The sequence below is a fragment of the Burkholderia sp. SRS-W-2-2016 genome (genome assembly GCF_001931485.1).
Classification (GTDB): domain Bacteria; phylum Pseudomonadota; class Gammaproteobacteria; order Burkholderiales; family Burkholderiaceae; genus Paraburkholderia.
In genome coordinates, this window is sequence record NZ_MSDV01000021.1 from 20,832 (window position 1) to 38,119 (window position 17,288).

Annotated in this window: 15 protein-coding genes; 14 read left to right on the top strand and 1 reads right to left on the bottom strand. The window is 64.7% G+C overall.

Annotated features, from left to right (window positions below):
• Positions 1–67 precede the first annotated feature (67 nt).
• The 11 genes from BTH42_RS09155 (at position 68) to BTH42_RS09205 (ending at position 12,208) form a co-directional block, all read left to right on the top strand.
• Positions 68–2,452 carry a bifunctional salicylyl-CoA 5-hydroxylase/oxidoreductase gene (locus BTH42_RS09155; RefSeq protein WP_075298119.1) on the top strand — a complete coding sequence of 795 codons (2,385 nt, stop codon included), beginning with the start codon at positions 68–70 and terminating at the stop codon, positions 2,450–2,452.
• Positions 2,449–3,222, top strand: coding sequence for an SDR family NAD(P)-dependent oxidoreductase (locus tag BTH42_RS09160; protein WP_075298121.1), 774 nt, complete (start codon positions 2,449–2,451; stop codon positions 3,220–3,222). Before BTH42_RS09155 ends, BTH42_RS09160 begins: the two co-directional genes overlap by 4 nt.
• Positions 3,219–3,731, top strand: a complete 513-nt coding sequence (locus BTH42_RS09165; protein ID WP_305954783.1) for a MarR family winged helix-turn-helix transcriptional regulator — start codon at positions 3,219–3,221, stop codon at positions 3,729–3,731. The genes BTH42_RS09160 and BTH42_RS09165 overlap by 4 nt, the downstream gene beginning before the upstream one ends.
• Positions 3,732–3,771: 40 nt before the next feature.
• Positions 3,772–4,623 carry an enoyl-CoA hydratase family protein gene (locus BTH42_RS09170; RefSeq protein ID WP_075298123.1) on the top strand — a complete coding sequence of 284 codons (852 nt, stop codon included), beginning with the start codon at positions 3,772–3,774 and terminating at the stop codon, positions 4,621–4,623.
• 1 nt (position 4,624) lies between these two features.
• Complete coding sequence (locus tag BTH42_RS09175; protein WP_075298125.1) at positions 4,625–5,836, top strand: acyl-CoA dehydrogenase family protein; 1,212 nt, start codon at positions 4,625–4,627, stop codon at positions 5,834–5,836.
• Positions 5,833–6,276, top strand: a complete 444-nt coding sequence (locus tag BTH42_RS09180) for a thioesterase family protein (RefSeq protein WP_075298127.1) — start codon at positions 5,833–5,835, stop codon at positions 6,274–6,276. Before BTH42_RS09175 ends, BTH42_RS09180 begins: the two co-directional genes overlap by 4 nt.
• A complete protein-coding gene (locus BTH42_RS09185; RefSeq protein WP_075298129.1) occupies positions 6,273–6,668 on the top strand; it encodes a RidA family protein in 396 nt (131 codons plus the stop codon). Before BTH42_RS09180 ends, BTH42_RS09185 begins: the two co-directional genes overlap by 4 nt.
• A 134-nt stretch (positions 6,669–6,802) precedes the next feature.
• Positions 6,803–8,443, top strand: coding sequence for an AMP-binding protein (locus BTH42_RS09190; protein WP_075298131.1), 1,641 nt, complete (start codon positions 6,803–6,805; stop codon positions 8,441–8,443).
• Positions 8,444–8,502: 59 nt separating this feature from the next.
• Positions 8,503–9,726 (top strand): dienelactone hydrolase family protein, encoded by a 1,224-nt coding sequence (locus BTH42_RS09195; RefSeq protein WP_075298133.1) that lies wholly within the window; start codon positions 8,503–8,505, stop codon positions 9,724–9,726.
• Positions 9,727–9,827: 101 nt separating this feature from the next.
• Positions 9,828–10,505: a glutathione S-transferase family protein gene (locus BTH42_RS09200; protein WP_075298135.1), complete on the top strand. Its 678-nt coding sequence runs from the start codon at positions 9,828–9,830 to the stop codon at positions 10,503–10,505.
• Between the two features lie 209 nt (positions 10,506–10,714).
• Positions 10,715–12,208 carry a DHA2 family efflux MFS transporter permease subunit gene (locus BTH42_RS09205; RefSeq protein ID WP_075298137.1) on the top strand — a complete coding sequence of 498 codons (1,494 nt, stop codon included), beginning with the start codon at positions 10,715–10,717 and terminating at the stop codon, positions 12,206–12,208.
• A gap of 93 nt (positions 12,209–12,301) precedes the next feature.
• On the opposite strand, the gene BTH42_RS09210 is transcribed toward BTH42_RS09205, so the two are convergent.
• Complete coding sequence (locus BTH42_RS09210) at positions 12,302–13,552, bottom strand: serine hydrolase (protein WP_075298139.1); 1,251 nt, start codon at positions 13,550–13,552, stop codon at positions 12,302–12,304.
• A gap of 329 nt (positions 13,553–13,881) precedes the next feature.
• On the opposite strand from BTH42_RS09210, the gene BTH42_RS09215 reads away from it, so the two are divergent.
• Genes BTH42_RS09215 through BTH42_RS09225 form a run of 3 tightly spaced genes read left to right on the top strand, consistent with a single transcriptional unit; the run spans position 13,882 to position 17,268 of the window.
• Positions 13,882–15,126 carry a dienelactone hydrolase family protein gene (locus BTH42_RS09215; RefSeq protein WP_075298141.1) on the top strand — a complete coding sequence of 415 codons (1,245 nt, stop codon included), beginning with the start codon at positions 13,882–13,884 and terminating at the stop codon, positions 15,124–15,126.
• Between the two features lie 45 nt (positions 15,127–15,171).
• On the top strand, positions 15,172–15,960 hold the full coding sequence (locus BTH42_RS09220; protein WP_075298143.1) for an SDR family oxidoreductase: 789 nt from the start codon (positions 15,172–15,174) through the stop codon (positions 15,958–15,960).
• 60 nt (positions 15,961–16,020) lie between these two features.
• Entirely contained in the window at positions 16,021–17,268 is a 1,248-nt protein-coding gene (locus BTH42_RS09225; protein WP_075298145.1) for a styrene monooxygenase/indole monooxygenase family protein, read from the top strand.
• The last annotated feature ends 20 nt before the right edge of the window (positions 17,269–17,288 follow it).

Consider the following 17,288-nt stretch of genomic DNA (forward strand, 5'->3'; position numbering starts at 1 on the left):
ATTTACTTGACATCTAAACTATCTAAACCTAAATTAATCTGACACCAGCGTCCTTTTGGGGAACAGCATGCGCATTGTCTGTATCGGTGGCGGCCCGGCCGGCCTGTACTTCAGTCTGTTGATGAAGCAACGCAACCCCAGCTACGACGTCACGGTGGTCGAGCGCAACCGCCCGTACGACACCTTCGGCTGGGGCGTCGTGTTCTCCGATCAGACGCTCGGCAATCTGCGCGCCGCCGACGCCCCGAGCGCCGACGCAATCCTCGACGCGTTCAACCACTGGGACGACATCGAAATCCATTTCCGCGGCCGCAGCGTCCGCTCGTCGGGTCACGGCTTCTGCGGAATCGGCCGCAAACGTCTGCTGAATATCCTGCAGGCGCGCTGCGAAGAACTCGGCGTGAAGCTCGTATTCGAAACCCAGGTGGTGGACGACAGCGCTTACGAAGCAGACCTGATCATTGCCAGCGACGGCCTCAATAGCATGGTCCGGCAAAAGTACGCGGACACCTATCAGCCGGACATCGACGTGCGCGACTGCCGCTTCGTGTGGCTCGGCACGAAAAAACTGTTCGACGCGTTCACATTCGCGTTCGAGGAAACCGAATTCGGCTGGTTCCAGGCGCACGCATACCGCTTCGACGATCAGACCTCGACTTTCATCGTCGAAACGCCGGAGCGCGTGTGGCGAGCCGCCGGGCTCGACGAAATGAGCAAGGAAGACAGCATCGCGTTCTGCGAGAAGCTGTTCGCGAAGTACCTCGACGGCAATCCGCTGATGTCGAACGCTTCGCATCTGCGCGGCTCGTCGCAATGGATCCGCTTTCCGCGCGTGGTCAACAAGGAATGGGTGCACTGGCGCGGCAACCCGAATGGCACCCGCACGCCGATCGTGCTGATGGGCGACGCCGCGCACACCGCGCACTTTTCGATCGGCTCGGGCACCAAGCTCGCACTCGAAGACGCGATCGAACTCGCGAACAGCATGAGCGCGCATCCGGGCGAAGACGCCGGCAACCTCGCCGCCGCACTCCAGCACTACACCGAAGTGCGCAGCGTCGACGTGCTGCGGATCCAGAACGCCGCGCGCAATTCGACCGAATGGTTCGAGCACGTCGACCGCTACACGTCGTTCGAGCCGGAACAGTTCGCGTATTCGCTGCTCACGCGTTCGCAGCGCATCTCGCACGAGAACCTGCGCGAGCGCGACGCGCAGTATCTGTCCGGCTTCGAAGACTGGCTCGCGCAACGCGCGGGTGTCGAACGCGCGCCCAACAAGCATTCGATTCCGCCGATGTTTACGCCCTTCACCGTGCGCGGCGTCACGCTGAAAAACCGCGTGATGGTGTCGCCGATGGCGCAATACTCGGCCGTCGACGGCATCCCCGGCGACTATCACCTGATGCACCTCGGCGCCCGCGCGATGGGCGGCGCCGCGCTGGTGATGACCGAGATGACCTGCGTGTCGCCCGAAGCGCGCATCACGCCGGGATGCCCGGGCATGTACACGGCCGAGCAACTGGCCGCGTGGAAACGCATCGTCGATCTGGTGCATCTGCAGTCGGACGCGAAAATCGGCATCCAGCTCGGCCACTCCGGCGCGAAAGGCTCGACGCGGGTCGCGTGGGAAGGCATCGATCAGCCGCTCGAAGAAGGCAACTGGCCGCTGCTTTCCGCGTCGCCGCAGCAGTATCTGCCCGGCATCAGCCAGCATTCGCGCGAAGCCACGCATGAAGAAATGCGCGAGGTCGAGCAGCAATTCGTCGACGCGACCCGCATGTCGATCGAAGCCGGTTTCGACTGGCTCGAACTGCACTGCGCGCACGGCTATTTCCTGTCGAGCTTCCTGTCGCCGCTGACCAATCAACGTACCGACGAATACGGCGGCTCGCTCGAAAACCGGCTGCGCTATCCGTTGCAGGTGTTCAACGCGATCCGCGCGGTATGGCCGCAGGACAAGCCGATTTCGGTGCGGATTTCCGCGCACGACTGGGTCGAAGGCGGCAACACGCCGGACGACGCGGTGAAGATCGCGCAGGCGTTCAAGGCGGCCGGCGCGGACCTGATCGACGTGTCGTCGGGTCAGGTCAGCAAGGCGGAAAAGCCCGTGTTCGGCCGCATGTTCCAGACCCCGTTCGCCGACCGCGTGCGCAACGAAGCCGGTATCGCGACGATCGCGGTCGGCGCGATTTCGGAAGCGGACCACGTGAACAGCATCATCGCGGCCGGCCGCGCGGACCTGTGCGCAATCGCTCGTCCACATCTCGCGAATCCGTCGTGGACGCTGAACGAAGCAGCGAAGATCGGCTATCTCGATGTCGCGTGGCCGAAGCCCTACACCGCCGCGAAGATGCAGCTCGAACGCAATCTGGAGCGCGAACGCGCACAGGCGCTCGCCAATGCCGGCCTGACGGCGCAACAACGCGCGCAACGCGCCGAAGGAACCGTGTGAATACTTCGGATACCTCTCTTTCCGCCCGGCACGCGGTCGTCACCGGCGGCGGCAGCGGCATCGGCGCGGCGATCGCGGAGGCGCTGCTGCGCGCCGGCGCGCGCGTCACGCTGATGGGTCGCAACGCTCAGCGTCTCGAAGCGCAGCGCGAACAATTCGCGGCGCTCGGTGAAGTCGCATGTATCAGCGTGGACGTCACGCAAGAAGACTCGGTTACGCAGGCGTTCGCAGCCGCGGGCGCGGTCGATATCCTCGTCAACAATGCGGGCCAGGCGCAGGCCGCGCCGTTCACGCACACCGACACCGCGTTGTGGCAACGGATGCTCGACGTGAACCTGACCGGCGTGTTCCTCGGCACGCGCGCGGTATTGCCCGGCATGCTGGAACGCGGTCATGGCCGCATCGTCAACGTCGCGAGCACGGCCGGGCAGATCGGCTATGCGTACGTCGCCGCGTATTGCGCGGCCAAGCACGGCGTGATCGGTCTGACCCGCTCGCTCGCACTCGAAACCGCGACGCGCGGCATCACGGTCAACTCGGTGTGCCCCGGCTACACCGAAACGGAACTGCTGCACGCGTCGCTCGAACAGATCACCAGCAAGACCTCGCGCACCGAACAACAGGCGCGCGAAACGCTATTGCGCTCGAATCCGCAACGCCGCTTCGTCAGTCCCGAGCAGGTCGCGAATACGGTGCTGTGGCTGTGCAGTCCCGGCGCCGAAGCGATCACCGGGCAATCCATTTCCATCTCGGGCGGAGAAGTGATGTGAGCAAATCGAACCCCATCCGTCAAAGCGCGGAGAACGTCGTGGACCTCGAAATGAGCACCGGCGCGGACAGCCACATGGGCCTGCGTTTATGGCTGCGCATGCTGACCACCACCAACCTCGTGCAGGCCGAGTTGCGCAAGCGGCTGCGCACCGAATTCGACACCACGCTGCCGCGTTTCGATCTGATGGCGCAGCTCGAACGGCATCCGGAAGGGCTGAAGATGACCGAGCTGTCGCGCCGCATGATGGTGACCGGCGGCAACGTGACCGGCATCACCGATCAACTGGAAAAAGAAGGGCTGGTTGCGCGCGACACCGATCCGAACGACCGCCGTTCGATCAGCGTGTGCCTGACCCCGGCCGGCCGCAGCGCATTCGACCGGATGGCGGTCGCGCATGAACAATGGGTCGTCGAAATGTTCGGCGGCCTGAGCCTCGACGAAAAAATGCACGCCCACCAGGACCTCGGCAAGCTCAAGCAGCATCTGCTCGACAGTCTGAAGGGCTGAATTCGTACTGCTACCCAGTTGCCTGGGACCGGAGGAATACATGACACGATCCAACGCCGACGCGCTGCTGGCCGGCAACCGCCTGACACTCGCCGGATACGACGCGAAACACTTCGGCTGGTCGGTGACCGGCAAGGTCGCGACGATCACGCTGAACCGCCCCGAGCGCAAGAACCCGCTGACTTTCGAATCGTATGCGGAGCTGCGCGACCTGTTTCGCGACCTCGCGTATGCGACCGACGTGAAAGCGGTGGTGCTGCACGGCGCGGGCGAGAACTTCTGTTCCGGCGGCGACGTGCACGACATCATCGCGCCGCTGATCGATCTGCTGATGCCCGAACTGCTGCTGTTCACGCGCATGACCGGCGACCTCGTGAAGGCGATGCGCCACTGCCCGCAGCCGATCATCGCGGCGGTCGACGGCATTTGCGCGGGCGCCGGCGCGATTCTCGCGATGTCATCCGATCTGCGTCTGGCCACCGCGCGCAGCAAGCTCGCGTTCCTGTTCACGCGCGTCGGCCTCGCCGGTTGCGACATGGGCGCGTGCGCGATGCTGCCGCGCATCATCGGCCAGGGTCGCGCGGCGGAACTGCTGTACACCGGCCGTTCGGCGAGCGGCGACGAAGGCCACGCGTGGGGCTTCTACAACCGTCTGTGCGAACCGGCCGCGCTGCTCGAAGAAGCGCAGAAGCTGGCCGCCGATCTCGCGTCCGGCCCGACCTTCGCGCACGGCATCACGAAGAAGATGCTGCACCAGGAATGGAGCATGAGCATCGACGAAGCGATCGAATCCGAAGCGCAGGCGCAGGCGATCTGCATGGGCACGCGCGATTTCGAGCGCGCGTACAACGCATTCGCGGCGAAGACCCGTCCGGTGTTCGAAGGAGACTGAGTTGAGCGCCGACCATCAGAACTCCCAACTGGATCCGCACAGCCCGCTCGCGTGGCCGTTTTTCGAGCCGCGTCATCGCGAGCTGGCCGCCGGCATCGACCAATGGTGCCGCGCGCATCTGAACCATGAAGACCATGCCGATACCGATGCGACCTGCCGCCGGCTGGTGCGCGAACTCGGCGCGGCGGGCTGGCTGAAATACGGCGTCGGCGGCGTCGCGTACGGCGGTCACGGCGACACGATCGACACCCGCGCGGTCTGTCTGCTGCGCGAAACACTCGCGCGCTACTCGGGCCTCGCCGATTTCGCGCTCGCGATGCAGGGGCTCGGCTCCGGCGCAATCTCGCTGGCCGGCACGCATGAACAGAAATCGCGCTATCTGCCGCACGTCGCGAGCGGGACGGCGATTGCCGCGTTCGCGCTGTCGGAGCCGCAGGCCGGTTCGGACGTCGCGGCGATGGCGCTCACGGCCCGCGAAGACGGCGACCACTATGTGCTCGACGGCGAGAAGACGTGGATTTCGAACGGCGGCATTGCCGACTTCTACGTGGTGTTCGCGCGCACCGGCGAGGCGCCGGGCGCGCGCGGGATCAGCGCGTTTATCGTCGATGCGGAGACGCCCGGCTTCGAAATAGCCGAGCGGATCGACGTGATCGCGCCGCATCCGCTCGCACGCTTGCGCTTCGCCGGCGCGCGCGTGCCGCGCAGCCAGCTGCTCGGCGCGCGCGGCGAAGGCTTCAAGATCGCAATGCGCACGCTCGATATTTTCCGCACGTCGGTCGCGGCAGCATCGCTCGGCTTTGCGCGTCATGCGATGGCCGAGGGGCTCGACCGCGCGGCGTCACGCAAGATGTTCGGCCAGACGCTCGGCGACTTTCAGTTGACCCAGGCAAAACTCGCGCAGATGGCGCTGACGATCGACAGCAGCGCGCTGCTCGTCTATCGCGCCGCGTGGCTGCGCGACCAGGGCGAAAACGTCACACGCGAAGCGGCGATGGCGAAGTGGCATGCGAGCGAAGGCGCGCAGCAGGTGATCGACGCGGCCGTGCAGCTCTACGGCGGAATGGGCGTGCAAAGCGGCAACGCGGTCGAAATGCTGTACCGCGAGATTCGCGCGCTGCGTATCTACGAAGGCGCGACCGAGGTGCAGCAGTTGATTATCGGCCGCGATCTGCTGAAGGCGCACGCCGCCGCGAACGGGGCCGCGCAATGAGCAAGACGTTCGAACGGCCGGTACGAATCCGCTTCTCGCACTGCGATCCGGCCGGCATCGTCTACTTCCCGCAGTACCTCGTGATGACCAATGTGCTCGTCGAAGACTGGTTCTACGAAGGACTGCGCATCGACTACGCGCGGATGATCGGCGAGCGCCGCACCGGCCTGCCGATCGTCAAGCTCGACTGCGACTTCTCGCGGCCGAGCCGGCTCGGCGAAACGATTGTGCTGACGCTCAGCGTGACGCGCATCGGCCGCAGTTCGATCGGCATTGAAATTCACGGCCATTGCGCCGGCGAAACGCGTTTTCGCGCGAAGCAGGTGCTGGTGTTCATGTCGTTCGAGACCGGCGAATCGATCGATATTCCCGGCGACATCGCGAGCGCGCTCGCGGCGTTCGCCCCGTCGTCCCCCTCCATCGAGGCGCATCGCTCATGAAAAAAGCTCTCCTTCCGGCCGGCTGGGTCAAACCGCGCGGCTATGCGAACGGCGTCGCGGCATCCGGCACGCAGGTGTTCATCGCCGGTCAGATCGGCTGGGACGAACAGGCGCAGTTCCATACCGACGACTTCGCCGCGCAGGCCACGCAAGCGCTGCAGAACCTGCTCGCGGTGCTGCGCGAAGCGGGCGGCAAGCCCGAGCATCTGGTGCGGCTCACGTGGTACGTGACCGACAAGCGCGAGTACCTCGCTGCGCTGAAGGATATCGGCCGCGCGTTTCGCGAACTGATCGGCGATTACGACATCGCGATGAGCGCGGTGCAGGTCGTCGCGCTGATGGAGGACCGCGCGAAGGTCGAGATCGAGGCGACCGCCGTGATTCCGGACTGAAAAGAAGCACTGAAGCTTGCACCGCAGTCGCGTTGAACGTTGTACTGAACATTTCAAGCATCGCATCGAGACACGACCCAAACCCATTCCAACCAACCCAGCGCTTTGCCGGCTCAACGCCCCGGGAGACCATGATGGAACCGTCAGCCCATGTCGATACCTTCGCGCGAGATAACCTTCCGCCGCAGGATCAATGGCCCGTCTTTCTGCTCGACAACCCGGATGTCGCGTACCCGCCGCGGCTGAACTGCGCGACCGAACTGCTGGAGCGGACCATCGACGCGGGCCATCGCGACCGGCCGGCGATCTGGTCCGACGTGGACGGCAAGCCGCAAGCAACCACGTACGGCGAACTGCTGGCGCTGGTCAATCGCAGCGCGCATGTGCTGGTCGACGAGATGGGGCTGCGGCCCGGTAACCGGGTGCTGCTGCGCGGACCGAACACGCTGCAGATGGCCGTCACGATGCTCGCGGCGCTGAAAGCCGGGTTGGTCGTCGTGCCGACGATGCCGCTGCTGCGCGCGAAGGAACTGAAGCAGATCATCGAGAAAGCGCAGATCGCCGCCGCGCTGTGCGACGCGCGTCTGTTGGGAGAACTCGAACGCTGCACGAATCCACAGGACGAGTTCTACTGCGCGCGGCTCACGCAAACGCGGCGCTTTCACGACGACTCCGCCGACTCTCTCGACACGCTCGCGGTCAACAAACCCGACCAGTTCGCCGCGTGCGATACCGCCGCCGACGACGTCTGCCTGATCGCGTTCACGAGCGGCACGACCGGCGCGCCGAAAGGCTGCATGCATTTCCATCGCGACGTGATCGCGATGTGCGATCTGTTTCCGCGTCATACGCTGAAGCCGTCGTCGAGCGATATTTTTTGCGGCACGCCGCCGCTCGCGTTTACGTTCGGGCTCGGCGGACTGTTGTGTTTTCCGCTGCGGGTCGGCGCGTCGACAGTGCTGATCGAAAAGCTTTCGCCGAAAACGCTGCTCGAAACGATCGCGCGTTTTCATGCGACGGTCGTGTTCACCGCGCCGACGTTTTATCGGCAGATGGCGCCGCTGGTCGCGCAGCACGACGTGAGCTCGCTGCACAAAAGCGTATCGGCCGGCGAGGCGCTGCCCGATTCGACCCGGCGACTATGGCGCGATGCGACCGGCATCGACATGATCGACGGGATCGGCGGCACCGAGCTGATCCACATTTTTATTTCATCGCAGGGCGCGGAGATTCGGCCGAACGCGATCGGCCGCGCGGTGCCCGGCTATGTGGTGCAAGCGGTCGACGACGACATGCGGCCGGTGCCGCCCGGCACGATCGGCAAGCTCGCGGTGCGCGGCCCGACCGGCTGCCGCTATCTGGCCGACGATAGGCAACAGCGCTTCGTGCGCGACGGCTGGAATCTGCCGGGGGATTCGGTCTATCTCGACGCAGACGGCTACGTGTTCTATCAGGCGCGCGCCGACGACATGATCGTCTCGGCCGGCTACAACATCTCGGGCCCCGAAGTGGAGAGCGTGCTGCTGCAACACGAGGCGGTCGCGGAATGCGGGGTGATCGGCGTGGCCGACGAAACCCGCGGCCAGATCGTGCGGGCCTTCGTGGTGGTCAATCCCGGCTATACCGCCGACGATAAACTGGTCGCGCAACTTCAGGATTTCGTTAAGAATAACGTCGCGCCTTATAAATATCCGCGCGTCATCACCTTCGTCGGGGCGCTGCCGCGCACCGAGACCGGCAAGCTGAAACGGTTCGAGTTGCGGATGATGGCGTGAGCGTAAGCGCCAATGCGCTTACCCGGATCGACCGCAATCCGTATATGGGAGACAACTGCATGGCCGGCTCTTTCATCGAAATCACCGCCGAGGACGGCGGCCATTTCAACGCTTACGTCGCGCGCCCCGAGCAAGGCTCCGGCCCCGGGATCGTGCTGCTGCAGGAAATCTTCGGCGTCAACGAGTCCATGAAGGCGACCGCCGACCGCTATGCCGAAGAAGGCTACGTGGTGCTGGTGCCCGACCTGTTCTGGCGCATCAAGCCGGGGATCGATCTCGGCTACGGCGACGCCGACATGCAGCAGGCGCTCGGCTATCTGAACCAGTTCGACGCCGATCTCGCGGTCAACGACATCGCCTCAACCATCGCAACGCTGCGCGCGCTGCCCGAACACGCGGGCAAGGTCGGCACGGTCGGCTTTTGCCTCGGCGGCAAGCTCGCGTTTCTGGCCGCCGCGCGCACCGACGTCGATTGCGCGGTCAGCTACTACGGCGTCGGCCTCGAAGACCTGCTCGACGACGTGCGCTCGATCTGCTGCCCGATGGTGTTCCACTTCGCCGCAAACGATGCGCACTGCCCGCCCGAAACGCGCGAGCGGATCAGCGCCGCGTTGCGCACGCGCCCGCAGATCGAGCAGTACGTGTACCCCGATTGCGATCACGCGTTCGCCGCGCCGCAGCGCCCGCAATACAACAAGCCCGCCGCGATGATGGCGTACTCGCGCACGCTCGCGCTGCTGCGCAAGGTACTCGGCCCGGTCTACGATCTGAACGAGCTGTGGGAAGCGCACTGCTATCACGAGTTCGCGACGCGCGACGTCGAAGCGGTCATGCCGACGATGGTCGCCGAGCCCTACGTGAACCACGTGCCGACGATGACGGGCGGCGTCGGCCACGACCGCCTCAAGCGCTTCTACACGCATCACTTCGTCAACTCGAATCCACCCGATACGAAGCTGATTCCGATCTCGCGCACGATCGGCTCGGATCGCGTGGTCGACGAATTCATTTTCAGCTGCACGCATAGCTGCGCGATCGACTGGCTGCTGCCGGGTGTCGCGCCGACCGGCAAGTACTTCGAAGTACCGATGCTCGCGGTGGTGTGCTTCCGCGGCGACAAGCTCTATAACGAGCACATCTATTGGGATCAGGCGTCGGTGCTGGTGCAGGTCGGGCTGCTCGATCCGAAGGGGCTGCCGGTCGCCGGCATCGAAAGCGCGCGCAAGCTGCTCGACGAAACCTTGCCGTCGAATACGCTGATGGGTAGTCAATCGAAGGTCTGAGCACGAGGGCGGCGAGCTCAAGCGAGCGTCAAAGACTAGAGCCCCGCCTCGGCGCAAGCTCACTATGATGTGAGGCTTCATCCGCCAACCACCGCCGCCCTATGCTCACTGTCCATCATCTGAACAACTCCCGCTCGCAGCGCGTGCTGTGGCTGCTCGAAGAACTTGGCATCCCTTACGAGATCAAGCGCTACGAGCGCGACCCGAAAACGATGCTCGCACCGCCCGAGTTGCGCGCGGTGCATCCGCTCGGCAAGTCGCCCGTCATTACCGACGATGGGCAAACGATCGCCGAGTCCGGTGCGATCGTCGAATACCTGATCGATAAATACGGCGCCGGACGGTTCGCGCCGCCGCCGGGCACGCCGGAGCGGCTGCGTTACACATACTGGCTGCATTACGCGGAAGGCTCGGCGATGCCGCCGCTGCTGCTGAAGCTGGTCGCGCAGCGCATCGCCGGCGCGCCGATGCCGTTCTTCGCGAAGCCGATCGCGCGCAAGATCGCCGCGACGCTGCAAGCGAGTTTCGTCGATCCGCAATTGCGGCTGCATCTCGGCTATATCGACAAGGAACTCGGCAAGACCGGCTGGTTCGCCGGCAACGACTTCAGCGCGGCCGACGTGCAGATGAGCTTTCCGCTCGAAGCCGCGAGCGCGCGCGGCGGCGTGGCCGAAAAATTGCCCGCGATTGCCGCGTTTTTGCAGCGCATTCACGCGCGGCCCGCGTATCAGCGCGCGCTGGAGCGCGGCGGCAAGTACGAGATTCTTGGCGGCGATTGAGCGGGTTCGAGTCGGCCTCATTTGGCAAAGGCACGCGCTGCATCGCGGCGCGCGCCGCCGGACCGGATTTCGTGGTTGGCCGACCCATAGCCCGGTGCTAGACTCGAAAACCGATCGTCGTCGGCCCGGCCCCGAATCCGTCCATTTCACCTCGTTCCTTCGATTCCGGCCGCTTCCGCCCGACGCGTCGCGGCACAGGAGCGCCCCGCATGACTCATTCCCTGCATGGCAAACAACGCTGGCTCGCACTGATCGTGCTGTGCCTGGGTGTGCTGATGATCGTGCTCGACACGACGATCGTCAACGTCGCATTGCCGTCGATCGCCGCCGATCTGCACTTCAGCGAAACCTCGCTCGTGTGGGTCGTCAATGCGTACATGCTGACGTTCGGCGGCTGCCTGCTGCTCGGCGGACGCCTCGGCGATCTGTATGGGCACCGGCGGCTGTTTCTCGGCGGCATCACGCTGTTTACGCTCGCGTCGCTCGCCTGCGGGCTCGCGAACTCGCAGCTTCTGCTGATCGCCGCGCGCGCGGTGCAGGGGCTCGGCGGCGCGATCGTGTCAGCGGTGTCGCTGTCGCTGATCATGAATCTGTTCACCGAATCCGGCGAGCGCGCGAAAGCGATGGGCGTGTACGGCTTCGTCTGCGCGGGCGGCGGCAGTATCGGCGTGCTGCTCGGCGGACTGCTGACCAACCTGCTCAGCTGGCATTGGATCTTCCTCGTCAATCTGCCGATCGGCATCGCGGTCTACGCGCTGTGCGTCGCGCTGCTGCCGGCCGCGCGCGGACACGCGCACGGCGAACGGCTCGACGTGGCCGGCGCGGTCAGCATCACCGCGTCGCTGATGCTCGCGGTCTATGCGGTCGTCAACGGCAACGAGGTGGGCTGGACCTCGCTGCAGACACTGGGGCTGCTCGGCGTCGCACTGCTATTGCTCGCGGTATTCCTGTTGCTCGAAGCACGCGTCGAACATCCGTTGATGCCGTTGGGCTTGCTGCGGCTGCGCAACGTCGCGACCGCGAACGTGGTCGGCGTGCTGTGGGCGGCCGCGATGTTCGCGTGGTTTTTCATCTCGGCGCTGTATCTGCAACGCGTGCTCGGTTATCGGCCGTTGCAGGTCGGCCTCGCGTTTTTGCCCGCGAATCTGATCATGGCGTTCTTTTCGTTGGGCCTGTCGGCGCGTGTGGTGATGCGCTTCGGGCTGCGCCGGCCGCTCTCGGCCGGCTTGCTGCTCGCGGCGGCCGGGCTCGCGCTGTTCGCGCGGGCGCCGGTGGACGGCAGCTTCGTCGTGGATGTGTTGCCCGGCATGGTGCTGCTCGGCATCGGCGCGGGTGTCGCGTTCAACCCACTGCTACTCGCCGCGATGAGCGACGTCGATCCGGCCGATTCGGGGCTCGCGTCGGGGATCGTGAATACGTCGTTCATGATGGGCGGCGCGCTCGGGCTGGCGGTGCTCGCAAGTCTCGCGGCCGCGCGCAGCGAAGCGATGACTGCTTCGGCGGACGCGACCGTCGCGCTCAATAGCGGCTATCACGTCGCGTTTCTGGTCGGGGCGATCTTTGCGGCGGTGGCGGGCGTGTTCGGTGGATTGATGTTGCGGCCCGGGTTGGCGAGCGGTCCGCCAGCGCAAGCCGGCGATGGTATCGATGCGCCGGCGGCCGAATCGTCGCGCGATACCCAGGCGGCAGCGGAAAACGGCTGAGCCCGGGTTGCGCGGCAATGGACCGCCGCGCAGACACGCCTCGCGAAACCGGCATGCAATCGCGGCCATTGCCCGCCGGTTTATTTCCTTCCGTTAAGGCCGCCCCTCGTCCGGAATATCCGCCGCCTTGCTGAGTTCCGCCATCAGAATCCGCGCGATCTCGTTCGCGGGCGAGCGGCCATCCGGCGCCGCGGCCGTCGCGGCCCATGTAACGATCGTCGTTTTGGTCGCCGGATCGTAGCCCATGAACGTATTGAAGCCGGGTATTTCGCCCGTGTGTCCGTAGAACGTGCCGAATCGGGCAAGGCCCAGGCAGTAACTCGCGGCATTCGGATTCGACGGATCCACCGACTGGCAACTCGCGAGCCGTTGCGCCTGTAAATCAGCGTTCAGATAGCCGCCGCCCACCATCCGCTGCACGTAGGCCGCCAGTTCTTTCGCGGTCGAAATGCCCGAGCCGGCGGTCCACGCCCACGACGTATTCGCGGACGTCACATCGGCCGGTTGCAGCGTGCCGTTCTTCGCGGCGGCCTGACGCGCGGGAGACAGCTCGTCGCTATCGATCGTCTCGACATTGGTGCCCCACTGGTAGCCGTGCGGCGCCGGCGCGGGCAGCGACGTATCGTTCTGCGGCGGCAGGAACGTTTCGGTCAAACCGAGCGGCGTGAAAAGACGCGCTTTGATCGCGTCGGCCGCACTCATCCCGGTTAGCTGTTCGATGATCAGCCCGAGCAATACCGTGTTCGTGTTCGAGTAGCGGAAATCGGCGCCAGGCGCGAAATACACCGGTTGACTGAAGCCGATGTCGAGCAATTCGTTCGTGGTCCACACTTTGTTCGGCTGCGCGTCGAGCGTCTGATTGAACGCGAGGTTGGTCGAATAGTTGTAGAGACCGCTGCGCATTTCCAGCAACTGCGCGATCGTGATCTGGTCGCCATTCGGTACGTTCGCCACGTATTTGCTGACCGGGTCGGTCAGCGCCAGCTTGCCTTCCTGCACCAGTTGCAGGATTACCGTGCCGGTCCAGGTTTTCGTCACACTGCCGACACGGAAATGCGCGTTGACCGGAATCGGCGTATTCGTGCCTCTCTGCGCGGTTCCGAACGATTCGAGCCACTCGCCTTGCGGCGATTGCACGTACACGACTGCGCCGGAAGTCAAAGTATCGGCGAGCATCGCGTTGATCTGCGGGCGCGCCTCCGTCGCATAGGCCGGCTCGTTCGACGTGAGGTTGTCGCCCCCGCAAGCGGCAACCGTTACGGCGATTCCCGCGGCCAACGCGAGCCCATACGTTCGAGCGGAGATACCACGTGCTATGAACAGAACAAAGCGGGAAGTTGCCATTGCGTTGCGCTCCCTGATCGTGGGATTAACGTCTTGATGACATGTGCCGGTGCTCCGAACCGCATCGAACAACTATAGGACGGGAATCGCGCATCTGGGGTGCGCTTCACCTCAATAGGTCACGGCTTGATCGCACTTTGGCATGTTCCGATGCCGAAATCCACAACTCGCTGAAGGGGCGCCCCGTCACCGGCTAGTAACAGGATTGCCTGCGTCCTGACCCGAGGTTTTTGTATTCCGTGGATATCCGCTGAATGAAACGGATAGCCCGCATTGTTTTGTCGCCGAACACTGGAGCCACTCAAGCACAACGAAACAGAGAGGCTCTCATGAAAGGACGATACATAGAAATTCCGGCACCGGACGGCCGCGCGTTCCGTGCCTACCTGGCGACGCCGGCGAGCGGCACCGGCCCCGGCATCGTGTTGTGCCAGGAAATCTTCGGCGTCAACCAGACCATTCGGGACGTCGCCGACTATTACGCGGAGGAAGGCTATACGGTACTGGCGCCCGACCTGTACTGGCGCGTCGAAACGGGTATCGAACTCGGTTATACGGAAGCCGATTTCGCGCGTGCGTTCGAACTGTATCGTCAGTACGACGAAAACAAAGGCGTCGCCGATATCGCCTCGACACTCGACGTGCTGCGCGAATTGCCCGAGTGCGACGGCGAGACCGGCGTGCTGGGCTTCTGCCTCGGCGGCAAACTCGCTTATCTGGCGGCCTGCCGTCTGCCCGTTGCTTGCGCGGTCAGCTACTACGGCGTGGGCATCGAGCGGGCGCTCGACGAAGCCGCTGGAATCAAAGGGCGGCTGGTGCTGAACCTCGCCGCGCTCGATCGCTTCTGCCCGCCCGAAGCGCAGCAGCAGATCGCGACCGCGCTCGCGGGCAACGACCACATCGAGGTCCACGTCTACCCAGGCGTCGATCACGCGTTCGCTCGCAGCGGCGGCGAGCATTACGACAAACCCGCGGCGATGATCGCGCATGAGCGCGCGGTCGCCGCCTTTCGCCGGTCGATGGGCCCGCACTACGACCTGTCGGCGCTATGGGACCAGCACCTCGCCCACGAATTCGCGACCCGCGACGTCGACGCGACGATGGCCACGATGGTGGCCGAGCCCTACGTGAACCACATCCCGACATTGACGGGCGGTGTCGGCTATACGGAGTTAAAGCGCTTCTACCGCCACCATTTCGTGCACGCGAATCCGCCCGATACCGCCATTACGCCGATTTCCCGCACGATCGGCGCGACGCAGATCGTCGACGAAATGCTGTTCTGCTTCACCCATAGCACCGAGATCGACTGGATGCTGCCCGGCGTCGCGCCGACCGGCAAGCGCGTCGAAATTCCGCTGCTCGCAGTCGTGAAGTTCCGCGGCAACAAGCTCTATCACGAGCACATCTACTGGGACCAGGCCAGCGTGCTGGTGCAGATCGGCCTGCTCGATCCGCGCGGGCTGCCGACCACCGGTGTCGATACAGCACGCAAGCTGCTCGACGAAACCGTGCCGTCGAACACGCTGATGACGCGCTGGCGGGACAGCGTCGCCGTCAACGACGCGCGCTGACCTCAACCACACACCCCACACCAACTAACAAACGGAGACGCAATCATGACCTCACTCGCAGGCAAGACCGCGCTCGTGACCGGCGGCGCCACGCTGATCGGCGCGGCGGTCGCCAAAGATCTGGCCGCCGCCGGCGCCCGTGTCGCCGTACTCGATATCGACGCGCGCAACGGCGCCCAGGTGGCCGAAGCACTCGGCCCCAACGGTCTCTTCATCGAAACCGACATCACCAGCGACAGCGCGCTGGAGCAGGCGGTCGCCAACGTCGCCGCCACGTTCGGCGGCATCGACATCCTCGTCAACCTGGCGTGCAGCTACGTGGACAACGGCATCCAGGCGAGCCGCAACGACTGGCTCGCGGCGATGAACGTGAACGTGATCTCGGCGGTGGTGCTCGCGAAGCTCGTGCATCCGTACATGGTCGAACGCGGCGGCGGTTCGATCGTGAACTTCAGCTCGATCTCGGCCGGCTGCGCGCAGACCGGACGCTGGCTTTACCCGACGTCGAAAGCCGCGCTCAAGGCCCTCACCCGCAGCATGGCAATGGACCTCGCGCCGGACGGCATCCGCGTGAATTCGGTCTCGCCCGGCTGGACGTGGTCGCGCGTGATGGACGAACTCACGCATGGCGATCGCGCGAAAACCGATCGCGTGGCCGCGCCGTTTCATCTGCTTGGACGCGTCGGCAATCCGGAGGAAGTCGCGCACGTCGTCACGTTCCTGTGCAGCGCTGCCGCGAGCTTCGTGACGGGCGCCGATTACGCGGTGGACGGCGGCTATTCGGCCATGGGCCCCGAGCAGGCGAGCCCGGCCATTCCGCGGCTGGCCGAATAAATCCAACGCGCGGCTTTTGCGACCGCGCTTTCAACCGTTATTCACATCGAGGTATCCATCATGAGAAAAGTCGCCATCGTCGGCGCAGGCCAGTCGGGCCTGCAACTCGCTCTCGCACTGCTCGAACGCGATTACGAGGTCACGCTCGCCACCAATCGCGATGCGCAGCAAATCCGCACCGGCAAGGTCATGTCGAGTCAGTGCATGTTCAATACGTCGCTGCAGATCGAGCGCGACCTCGGGCTGAACTGGTGGGACGATCAGTGCCCGCCGGTCGAAGGCATCGGTCTCGCGATTCCGCACCCGGAGGTGCCCGGTACGAAGCTGATCGACTGGTCTGCACCCCTGACTAACCATGCGCAGTCGGTCGACCAGCGCGTCAAGATGTCGGCCTGGCTCGAAGCCGTGGAACAGCGCGGCGCCCACGTACGGATCTGCGATGTCGGCGTGCCCGAAATGGAAGAACTCGCCCGAACTCATGATCTCGTGCTGCTGGCCGCGGGCAAAGGCGAGATCGTCAATCTGCTGGGCCGCAATCCGCAACGCAGCCCGTTCGACAAGCCGCAGCGTGCGCTGGCGCTGACCTACGTGAAGGGCATGGCGCCTTCCGCGCCGTACTCGCGTGTGCGCTTCAATCTGATTCCGGGCGTCGGCGAATATTTCGTGTTTCCCGCGCTGACCACGACCGGCCCGTGCGAAATCATGGTGTTCGAAGGCATTCCCGGCGGCCCGTTCGATTGCTGGGGCGACGTGAAGACGCCGGAACAGCATCTCGCGACGAGCCTCGCATTGCTTCGCAAGTATCTTCCCTGGGAAGCGGAACGCTGCGCGAACGTCGAGCTGACCGATCCGAACGGCGTGCTGTCCGGCCGTTTCGCGCCCACCGTACGCAATCCTTACTTCCGGCTGCCGTCCGGCAAGACCGTGTTCGGGATGGCCGATGCGATCGTCGTCAACGATCCGATCACGGGCCAGGGGTCGAACAATGCCGCGAAGTGCACGAAGGTCTATCTCGACGCGATTCTCGAACGCAGCGGCGCCGCGTTCAGCGAAGACTGGATGCAGCAGACCTTCGAGCGCTACTGGTCGTATGCGCAAGCGGTCGTCATGTGGACCAACTCGCTGCTCACGCCGCCCCCGCCGCACATTCTCGAACTGCTCGGCGCGGCCGGCCAGTTTCCGTCGCTGGCCTCGCTGATTGCCAACGGTTTCGACGACCCGCGCACGTTCTCGCCCTGGTGGTTCGATCCCGCCGCGTGCGCGGCCGTGATCGGCGAACACGCGGCGCGCGCCGCGCAGGCCGCCTGACGCATCCACAACGACCAAGG